This window comes from Nonomuraea antri, assembly GCF_013283785.1.
In the GTDB taxonomy this organism is placed as follows: domain Bacteria; phylum Actinomycetota; class Actinomycetes; order Streptosporangiales; family Streptosporangiaceae; genus Nonomuraea; species Nonomuraea antri.
Genome location: NZ_JABCPZ010000323.1, coordinates 1 through 9,768 on the forward strand (window position 1 = coordinate 1; position 9,768 = coordinate 9,768).

At 72.4% G+C, this 9,768-nt stretch carries 7 protein-coding genes; 4 read left to right on the forward strand and 3 right to left on the reverse strand.

The genetic code is table 11. From position 1 onward, the window contains the following. Window positions 1-6: 6 nt before the first annotated feature. From HII36_RS59415 to HII36_RS50580, 3 genes are all read left to right on the forward strand, one after another. On the forward strand, window positions 7-162 hold the full coding sequence (locus tag HII36_RS59415) for a hypothetical protein (protein ID WP_407940903.1): 156 nt from the start codon (window positions 7-9) through the stop codon (window positions 160-162). A gap of 187 nt (window positions 163-349) precedes the next feature. Continuing rightward, window positions 350-3,028 (forward strand): immune inhibitor A domain-containing protein, encoded by a 2,679-nt coding sequence (locus tag HII36_RS50575; protein ID WP_328808268.1) that lies wholly within the window; start codon window positions 350-352, stop codon window positions 3,026-3,028. Window positions 3,029-3,074: 46 nt separating this feature from the next. Then, entirely contained in the window at window positions 3,075-4,013 is a 939-nt protein-coding gene (locus HII36_RS50580; protein ID WP_173530559.1) for a diacylglycerol/lipid kinase family protein, read from the forward strand. A 44-nt stretch (window positions 4,014-4,057) separates the two neighbouring features. Here the strand turns inward: HII36_RS50580 and HII36_RS50585 are convergent, their stop codons facing one another. The 3 genes from HII36_RS50585 to HII36_RS50595 form a co-directional block, all read right to left on the reverse strand. Beyond that, window positions 4,058-4,489 (reverse strand): hypothetical protein, encoded by a 432-nt coding sequence (locus HII36_RS50585; protein ID WP_173530560.1) that lies wholly within the window; start codon window positions 4,487-4,489, stop codon window positions 4,058-4,060. 94 nt (window positions 4,490-4,583) lie between these two features. Further along, window positions 4,584-7,898, reverse strand: coding sequence for a BTAD domain-containing putative transcriptional regulator (locus HII36_RS50590; protein ID WP_173530561.1), 3,315 nt, complete (start codon window positions 7,896-7,898; stop codon window positions 4,584-4,586). Continuing rightward, window positions 7,898-8,350, reverse strand: coding sequence for a hypothetical protein (locus tag HII36_RS50595; protein WP_173530562.1), 453 nt, complete (start codon window positions 8,348-8,350; stop codon window positions 7,898-7,900). The genes HII36_RS50590 and HII36_RS50595 overlap by 1 nt, the downstream gene beginning before the upstream one ends. Window positions 8,351-8,423: 73 nt before the next feature. On the opposite strand from HII36_RS50595, the gene HII36_RS50600 reads away from it, so the two are divergent. Continuing rightward, window positions 8,424-9,713 carry an FAD-binding oxidoreductase gene (locus HII36_RS50600; protein WP_217370978.1) on the forward strand — a complete coding sequence of 430 codons (1,290 nt, stop codon included), beginning with the start codon at window positions 8,424-8,426 and terminating at the stop codon, window positions 9,711-9,713. The last annotated feature ends 55 nt before the right edge of the window (window positions 9,714-9,768 follow it).

The window sequence follows — 9,768 nt, forward strand, 5'->3', positions numbered from 1 at the left end:
CTGCTCGTGGTCGTCGTGCTGTGCGGTTTTCACGCCGCGCATCGGATCCGATTCACCAGCGAGGAGATGCTCGGGATCGCCAGGTTCGACCTCGTCATCGCCTTGCTCTGTTACGGGGCGGCGATTAGGGCCGGGGTCGTGGCGTTCGTCGTGCTGTTTTAAATGTCGTAGTTTGATCACATTTCAACAACGTACTTTACGATCCCTTTACTCACCCTCTAGGTTCCGGCATTGCATACCCTATGGCCATGCGCCCGGCGATCCCGGGCAGAGAGGGTTCCTGGTGCCCAGTACCAAGCGCCTGTTAGCAACACTCCCGGCGGTCGCCCTTCTCGGCGTCGCCTTGTCCGTGCCAGTCGCTCAAGCCTCCTCCGAGGCGAACTACGAGCCCACGGCGGCGGACTACTACATCAACTACGCCCCGCCCCGCGTCGAGAAGGACGCGGCCGAGCCCAGCCTGGGGAACAACAAGGCGCGCTCGCTGACCCCGGCGGAGCGCTACGACAGGAAGTTCAAGAGCGGAAACCCGGTCGCCGCCCGTGTTCTCGCCGCCCGCGAGAACGAGGCGATCAGGACCGGCCGCAACCCGGCTGAATGGATCTTCAAGAACGCCAGGCAGACTCGCACCGCCAAGCTCCTGACGATCCTGGTCGAGTTCAACGAGCAGGCCAACGACGACTTCTCCGGCTTCAACCGGCTGCGGACCGTCGACAGCACCCCCGACGACTGCTTCGTCGAGCCCGCGGGCACGATCCTGAACGGCCCGCTGCACAACAAGATCCCCGACCCGGCCACGCTGCCGCAGAAGGACAACAACTCCTTCTGGGTCAAGGACTTCAGCCCCGAGCACTTCAACAAGATGCTCTACACCGACAAGGGCATCACCGAGCGCGTCCGTCCTGACCTGAAGGACCCGCGCGACGGCAGGTCCGGCATCGACATCTCCGGCCACACGCTGAAGAAGATGTACGAGGAGATGTCGAAGGGCGCCTACTCCGTCACCGGCTCGGCCGTCGGCTGGATCAAGGTGCCGCACTCCGAGGCCTGGTACGGCGCCGCGGCCTGCGGCGGCCAGGTGCAGGACATGTCCGGCCACCCGAACAACCCGCGCGGCGCGCAGCAGCTCCCGATCGACACGGTCAACGCCCTCGCCGCGACCCAGCCGGACTTCCCGTGGGCCGACTACGACATCGAGGACATCTCCGACGCCGACGGTGACGGCAACTTCAACGAGCCCGACGGTGTCATCGACCACCTGGTGCTCGTGCACGCCGGCAAGGACAAGTCCTCCGACGGCGGCGCCGAGGGCACCTACGCCATCTGGGCGCACTCCAGCGCGGTCGCTGGCGGCTACAAGGTCCCCGGCACCGACAAGAAGATCTCCAACTACATCGTGCAGCCCGAGGACTCCGGCGTCGGCGTCTTCGCCCACGAGTACGGCCACGACCTCGGCCTGCCCGACCTGTACGACACCTCCGGCCAGGCCAGCTCGGCCGTGGACTTCTGGGACCTGATGTCCAGCGGTTCGCACTCCGGCCCGATCTTCCAGTCCATGCCCACGCACATGGGCCTGTGGGACAAGTGGGTGCTCGGCTGGGCCAACCCGAAGGTCTTCAACCCGGGTGACCGCAGCAGGTTCGTCACGGTCGGCCAGTCCTCGCGCACGCCGCGCTTCACGGAGGACGGCGTCCGGGTGAACCTGGACTCCGCGCCGCTGAAGATGCTCGACCCGCACAGCGGCACGAACGCCTGGTGGACCGGCCTGGACCAGGAATGGGCCGACGTCAAGATCACCCGTGACGTGCCGGTGCCCGCGGGGACCGACGTCAAGTTCTGGATGTGGAACAACTACGAGATCGAGCAGGACTGGGACTACGGCTTCGTCGAGGTGTCGACCGACGGCGGCGAGACCTGGGCCCAGCAGAAGGTCTACGACGAGGGCGGCAACGAGGTCACCACGCCTGACGGCTACCCCGACCCGAACCAGAACCTGCACGCCTTCGGCGGCAAGAAGTACGGCCTCACCGGCAACACCGACGGCTGGCGGCACGACTACGTCAACCTGACCCCGTTCGCCGGCCAGACGATCAAGCTCCGCCTGGTGTACAACACCGACGCGGCCTTCACGCCGCGCGGCTGGCACGCCGACGACTTCCAGCTCACCGACGGCGGCGCCGCGGTGTGGAGCGACGACGTCGAGGGCGGCGAGAACGGCTGGAAGGCCACCGGCGGCACGTTCACCAACACCAGCGGCCAGGGCTGGACGCGCAACAACGGCTCGCGCGAGATCTCCCGCTTCTACCTGGCCGAGTGGCGTAACTTCGACGGCTTCGACAAGGGCCTGCAGTACGCCTACGACACCAACTACTCCCGCGACGGGGCGTGGAAGGTGGAGAAGGTCAAGTACAACGCGCCCGGCCTGCTGGTCTGGTACCGCGACTCGACGTACACGAACAACACGCTCGTCCCGAACCTGACGCTCCCGCCGAGCCTCGGTTCCAAGGGCAGCCTGCTGCTCGTGGACTCGCACTACGAGCCGCTGCGCCGCACCGGCGTCGCCGCCGAGAAGGACACGACGCTGCGCAAGAACATGGACGGCCGCACGCAGTCGTCCAACGCCGCGTTCTCCTTCCGCAAGACCTACCCGCTCAAGGAGTGCCTGGAGGCGCCGAACGAGCCGTTCAGCGAGTACTGCACCCAGCTCCCCGCGCAGAAGGGCGTCCCGCACTTCACCGACGCCAAGACCTGGTACCCCGGCATCGAGATCATCGACGGCGCCCCCGGTTACCGGGACTTCGACGCCTCGGTGGTCGTGCCCTCCAAGGGCGACCAGGCCTACAGCACGCGCGTGGTGAACCAGGACGGCACCCCCGCCACCGACTGGTACGGCCAGATCATCAACGGATCGGTGCTCGGCACCGGCAACCCGGGTGACGAGGGCAAGGCCCTGGGCGTGCAGTTCAAGCTGGTCTCCCCGCTTCCCGGCAACCTGGGCGCCATCGTCCAGGTGATCCCGCCGAAGAAGTGATCCACGGGGCCGCCGGGGACACCCGGCGGCCCTACCATTGATGACCATGAGCGAATTGCGCCCCAAGGACGAGCACACCGCGGCGATCCGCCGGGATCGCCGGGTTGCGGTGGTGGTGAACACTCGCTCACGCCGCGGCCGCCGCCACTACTTCGAAGTGATCGAGCAGATCCACAACCTCGGGTTCGAGCCGCTGGCCGAACTGTCGGTCTACAACCCGAAGCGGCTGCGTGAGCTGCTCGACACCGCCCTGGCCACCAACCCCGACCTGCTCATCGTCGGCGGCGGCGACGGCACCCTGTCGTCGGCGGTCAGGCACGTCGCGCACCGCGACGTCGCGCTCGGCGTGCTGCCGCTGGGCACCACCAACAACTTCGCCCGCAGCCTCGGCCTGCCGCTCGACCTGGCCGGGGCGATCAGGGTGTTCGCGACCGGCAAGGTGGCCGACATCGACCTGGGCATGGCCGACGACCGCGAGTTCGCGAACCTGGCCAGCTTCGGCGTCTCCGTCGAGGTGGCCGGCAAGGTCAAGCCGTGGCTCAAGCGGATCATCGGCCGCCCCGCCTACCCGCTGACGGCGCTCACGGTGCTGCCCGGGCACAAGCCGTTCCGCGCCTACATCACGGTCAACGGCCAGCGCCACGAACTGCTCACCCACCAGCTCAACATCGCCAACGGCCGCTTCCACGGCGGCTGGCAGGTGGCAAGAGACATCAGCATCGACAACGGCCTGCTGGTGGCCTACCAGCTCGGCTCGGGCAAGAAGCTGCGCCTGCTGGGCGAGACCCTGATCAGGGCCACCACCGGCCGCTGGCGCAGCCTGGCCGGCGGGCCGTTCGTGATGGGCCAGGAGATGCTGCTGGAGACCGACCCGCCGATGGCCGCCGACGTCGACGGCGAGGTGCGCCTGCGCACCCCGATCCGGCTGCGGGTGGTGCCGAACGGGGTGCGCGTCATGGTGCCGGAGACCTTCCAGGACCGCTAGATCACGCGATCGGCGGGCCCGGGGCCGGAGTCCGGGTCACGCGATCAGCAGCGCCTGAGGTTGGCGTCGGGCTCCCAGTTGCCGCCGCCCCTGAAGTAGACCTGGCTGACGTACCCCCAGGCGCCGTTGTCGGCCATGGTCCCGGCCCACCAGTCGTTCACCACTCCTTCCAGCGCGTCGTAGTCGTCGCCGCGCAGCCCGCACTCGTACCAGTCGGGGCCGGCGGCCTCGATGTAGCCGACGATCTCGCCGGACGACTCCTGGACGGTCGAGTAGACCGGGATACGCCCGTCGGGCGCCCAGTCGGGACAGATCTGCACGGTGTGCACGGTCCCGCCGACCTCGTGCGGGTAGGGCTCCCCGCACGGGTGGGCGTCGGCGCGGGCCTGCGCCGGGCCGCCGAGCGAGGCCGCCAGCGCGGCCGCCGCGACGAGGGCCGTGCCTGCCGAGATGATCCGCCGCCAGGGGTTGGTCATGCCCTGTCCTCCCTTTTCCGTTGCGTTCCGACCACTGACTGTAATGAGATGGTCACGGAAAGCCAGAGAAGGTAAGGGCGTCCTCGCGGCCGGGTCAGGGAGCGGCGGTGTGAAGAGGGGGCGTATTCAGCCGGGCCGCGCTCGCGCGCTCGCGGTGGGTCAGGCCGAGCCGCCGGTAGGCGCGCAGGGCCGCCTCGGCGTGGTGCCTGGCGCGCGCGAGGTCGCCGGTGGCGGCGAACAGCTCCGACACCGCCTCGTGCACCGACCCCCACGACACGCAGCCGGTGCCGAGCGTGGCGAGCTGGTCGCCGATCGGCAGCAGCTCCGCCAGCATCGACTCCGGCGAAGGACGCCCGAGCCTGGCCGCGATGAGACCCCACTGCCAGGCCGCGAACTGCCAGCTCCAGTCACGCTCGATGCGCACGCCCCAGCGGTCGATCAGGCGGTGGGCCAGCGCCCGATCGCCGGCGTCCAGGGCGGCCAGGATCGCGGTCGGCCTGATCAGCAGGTTCGACTCGTCGTCGCCGGCGGCCACCAGGTCGTCGAGCAGCCCGCTCGGCCGGCCCTCGCCGGCCGCGCCGAAGTAGGCGGAGATCAGCTTGATCGTGTCCGGGCCCCACAGGCTGGTGCGCTCGAAGCTGTCGGTGGCCTTCGCCGACAGCCGCGCGGCCTCGGCCCAGTCGCCCTGCTGCAGGGCCCGGCCGGAGGCGGCGTAGGTGACCTGGGCCTCCAGCTCGGGCAGCCGTACCTCGTCGGTCAGGCGGACGCAGCGGGCCAGCTCGGCGTCGTACTCGCTGAGCCGGCCGTCCTGCATCAGGCCCTGCATGCGGTGCAGCCGCGAGATGATCTCGGTGGCCCTGGGCAGTCCCGGCAGGGTGAGGATCTCCGCGGCGGCGGCGAAGCGCTCCCTGTCGTGCTGCGGGCTCCAGGCGGCGATGACGTAGTTGTTGAGCGTGCGGGCCAGCAGCAGCGGGTCACCGGCGCCCCGGGCCAGCTCGACCGCCTCGGCGGCGCGCGCCAGGCCCTCCTGGCGGCGGTCGCTGTAGTACAGCTCGACGGCCAGCGTGCCGAGCAGCTCGGCGCGGCGCACCCGGTCCGTCTCCGGCAGCCGGGCGAGCTGACGTTCCAGCAGCGCGACCATGCGCTCGTCCACCACCCCGTACGAGCGCCAGATCCACAGCGTGACCCCGCCGAACACGGCCGCGGCCTCGATCACCGCGTCGTCGTCGCCGAGCGCGGTGGCCAGCGTGACCGCCTCGTCCAGCGGCACGCGGGCGCCGAGCACGTCGCCGGTCAGCCTGCGGGCCCGGCCCAGCTCGATGAGCAGCCGGCAGCGGGCCGCCGCGTCGGACGGGTCGAGCGAGGCCAGGGCCTGCTCCCAGTGCCGGACGGCCTCGTCGTAGGCGAGCTGGGCGGCGGCCTGCCTGGCGGCCCCGGCCGCGTACGAGACCGCCTTGGCCGCGTGCCCCACCCTGGCCGCCTGGCCGAAGTGGTGCGCGAGCACGGGCAGCGCGGCCTCGCCCCTGGCCAGGGACTCGATGGCCACCCCGACCCGGCCGTGCAGCTGGGCGCGTTGCAGCCGGGACAGCTCGCCGTACAGGGTCTCCTGGACCAGGGCGTGGGAGAAGCGGTAGTCCCAGCCGCCGTCCACCTCGACCAGCAGGCCGGTGGCGACCGCGGGTTCGAGCAGCATCATCAGCCGGGGGCCGCCGATGCCCGCGGCGGCCTCCAGGACGTCGGAGTCGACGTCCCTGCCGGCCACCGCGGCGGTCCTGAGCAGCGCCTGGGAGTCCGCGGGCAGCCGCGACACGCGCTGGGCGATCACGTCGCGCACGCCGTCGGGCACGGGCAGCGCGGACACGCCGGCGGGACCCGCAGAGCCCTCGCTGGCCGCCAGGCGCAGCAGCTCGCCCAGGAAGAACGGGTTGCCGCCGGTGCGGTCGTGCAGCTCGGCCACGTGCGGGCGCAGGTGCTCGTGCCGGCCGTCCAGGTAGTCGGCCACGTCGGCGGGGGTGAGCGGGCCGACGTTCAGCCGTTCCGTGCCGCGCTGCCTGGCCAGCTCGGCCAGCGCGTCGGACAGCGCCTGGCGCTGCCGCTCCTGCCTGACCGTGGCCAGCACCAGCAGCGGCACCCGGTGCAGGTCGGCGCCGAGGAAGGTGAGCAGCTTGAGCGTGGCCGCGTCCGCCCAGTGCGCGTCCTCCAGGACGATCAGCACCGGGCCCGCCGCGGCCCGCCGCTCCAGCGCCCTGGCCACCGAGTCGTGCAGCAGGAAACGCGCGGTGTCCGGGTCGGCCGCGGCCCGGCCGCCGTCGCCGTCGCTCAGCCGGTCCGCGATGGCCGGGTCCAGGGTCTTGGCGGCCTGCACCCACGGCCAGAACGCCGGCGCGTCCTCGGCACACCGGCCCCAGGCGACCGCGAAGCCGCGTTCTGCGGCCAGTTCGGCGGCGCACTCGGCCAGCCTGGTCTTGCCGATGCCCGGCTCGCCGCACAGCACCAGCACGCCGCCGGCGCCCCGGCCGGCGTCGGTGAGACGGTCGGACACGCGCCGCAGGTGCGGCTCGCGTCCCACCAGCCGGGGCAGCGCGGGCGCCGCGCGGCTGGGCTCGGGCGCGACAGGCACGGCCGCGTCCCAGCTGCCCAGCAGGCCCTCGTCCTGCCTGAGCACGGCCTGCTCCAGCCGGCGCAGCTCCGGGCTGGGGTCCAGGCCGAGCTCGGACTCCAGCAGCGCACGGCAGCGCTGGTAGGCGGCCAGCGCGTCGGCCTGGCGGCCGTCCAGGTACAGCGCGCGGATGAGCAGGGCCCACAGCCCCTCGCGGTAGGGCGCCTGCTGCAGCAGCCGCTCGACCTCCCAGGCCACCTCGCCGGCCCGGCCGCGGGCGAGGCTGGCCTCGGCCCTGGTGGCCAGCGCGGACAGCCGGGCCTCCGCCAGGTGCGCCAGCGTCGGCCGCAGGAACTCCTCCTCGGCGAACTCGGCGTACGGCTCGCCCCGCCAGGACGCCAGCGCCGGGCTCAGCAGCCGCTCCGCCTCGTCGGGACGGCCCTCGGCCAGCGCGGTGCGCGCGGCGTCGGCGGCCGACAGGAACCGGTGCGCGTCGAGCCGGCCGGGCGCGATGTCCAGCAGGTAGCCGGGCTCCCTGGTACGCAGCACCCGGGCCGGGGTCCTGGGGCTGCGGCCCGGCTCCAGGATCTTGCGCAGCTGGGAGATGTACGCCTGGAGCGTTCCCGTGGCGCTCGAGGGCGGCTCGTCCCGCCACAGGCGGTCGATGAGCTGGTCGAGCGGGACCACGTTGGGCGCGTTCATGAGCAGGAGCACCAGGACCGCGCGCTGCTTGCGCGATCCCAGGTCGAGCGGGACGCCCGCCTCGTCGAGGACCTCGACCGGCCCGAGCACCCGGAAGTCCAGCCGCATCACAACTCCCGCGTGAGCCACAAAATTTCCGGCATATCGTAATCGCCCGCCTGCACTGCCGGCAGCGGGCCGTACGGCGCCTCGGCGAACCCGGCCGCCCGCAGCAGGGACGTCAGCGCCGTCGCACCGGCGCTCGCCGGGTGGCCGACGTGGCGCACCCCCTCGGCGCGCAGCTCGGTCAGCAGGTCCCCGATCAGCCGGGCGCCCAGCCCCGCCGCCGCTCCCGGAGCCACCCCGCCGGCGACCAGCAGGGCCTCCCGCCCGGACGGCTCGATCTCGACCAGCGCCGCGCCCAGCGCCGGCGCGCCCGGCGGCCCGGCCAGGTCGGCCAGCACGTACAGCCGGCACCGCGCCGACGCCGCGAGCAGGGCGTCCCCGAGCAGCGCCGCCCCCGGCGCACCTGCGTGAACGGGCACTTCCTTCAGCAGCAGGGTGAACATGACGGCCAGCATGACCGCCCCCACTAGGAGACGACTAGGACGCGCACCCAGTGGTCTCCAAACCCCGTCTGCGACAAATGCCGCCATGAACAACCACAGACATGACGCCGAGATCACCGGGTTCAACCTGGCCGTCCGGCACCGCCCGGCCGTGGCCGTGACCGCCGAGAGCATCGACGACGTGGCCGAGGCGGTACGCCACGCCGCCGCGCACCACCTGCCCGTGGCCGTGCAGGCGACCGGGCACGGCGCGGTCCAGCCGGCCGACGGCGCGATGCTGATCCTCACCTCCCGCCTGACCGAGCTGACGATCGACCCGCAGGCCAGGACCGCGACGATCGGCGCCGGGTGCACGTGGGCCCAGGTCGTCCAGGCGGCGGCGCCGTACGGGCTGGCGCCGCTGTGCGGGTCCGCCTCCGGGGTCGGCGCGGTCGGCTTCACGCTGGGCGGCGGCATCGGGCCGGTCGCCAGGACGTTCGGCTTCGCCGCCGACCACGTCAGACGGATCACCGTGGTCACGCCGGACGGCCAGGTCAGGACCGCCGACCCGGGACGCGAGCCCGACCTGTTCTGGGCGCTGCGCGGCGGCAAGGGCGGCTTCGGCGTCGTCACCTCGATGACCGTGGACCTCCTGCCGCTGACCGAGGTCTACGGCGGCGGCCTGTTCTTCGCCGCCCAGGACGCCGCCGCCGCGCTGCACGCCTACCGGAGCTGGGCCGAGACGCTGCCCGAGTCGGTCACCACGTCGGTGGCCATGCTGCGGCTGCCCCCGCTGCCCGGCCTGCCGCCGCCGCTCGCCGGGAAGTTCACCGTGCACCTGCGGGTGGCCTGCCTGCTCGGGCCGGCCGAGTCCGAGCGGCTGCTCGCCCCCATGCGCGCGGTCGCCGAGCCGGTCGTCGACACGATCGGACGGCTGCCGTACACCCAGCTCGACGCCATCCACTCCGACCCGGTCGACCCGATGCCGGTGGTGGAGCGCGGCGGGCTGCTGCGCGAGCTGACCGGGGAGACCGTCGAGGCGCTGCTCGCCGTGGCCGGGCCCGGGCGTGACCTGCCGCTGCCGGTGGTCGAGCTGCGCCAGCTCGGCGGGGCGCTGGCCCGCGAGCCGAAGGAGCCGAACGCGGTCGGCGGGCGGGAGGCGGCGTACGCGCTGCTCGCGATCGGGCTGCCGGGCTCGGACCCGGCCGCGGTGGTGTCCGCAGTGTCGCCGTGGGCCACCGGCGGGACGATGATCAACTTCCATGGGGCGGCGCTGGAGCCGGAACTGCTCGGGCGCGCCTGGCCGGAGGGCACGCGCCGGCGGCTGGCCGCGCTGCGCCGCACGTACGACCCGAACAACCTCTTCCGCCTGGGCCACGTCCCGCCCCGCACCTGATCCGGGACGTGCGCGTCAGGCGTCCGGGAGGCGGCGGTAGGCCGGGGTGAGGTGG

What these genes read in the sequence shown, in the direction of transcription:
- HII36_RS50580 (WP_173530559.1), top strand. Translation starts at nt 3,075, where the DNA reads ATGAGCGAATTGCGCCCCAAGGACGAGCACACCGCGGCGATCCGCCGG.
- HII36_RS50585 (WP_173530560.1), bottom strand. Translation starts at nt 4,489, where the DNA reads ATGACCAACCCCTGGCGGCGGATCATCTCGGCAGGCACGGCCCTCGTC.
- HII36_RS50590 (WP_173530561.1), bottom strand. Translation starts at nt 7,898, where the DNA reads ATGCGGCTGGACTTCCGGGTGCTCGGGCCGGTCGAGGTCCTCGACGAG.
- HII36_RS50595 (WP_173530562.1), bottom strand. Translation starts at nt 8,350, where the DNA reads ATGCTGGCCGTCATGTTCACCCTGCTGCTGAAGGAAGTGCCCGTTCAC.
- HII36_RS50600 (WP_217370978.1), top strand. Translation starts at nt 8,424, where the DNA reads ATGAACAACCACAGACATGACGCCGAGATCACCGGGTTCAACCTGGCC.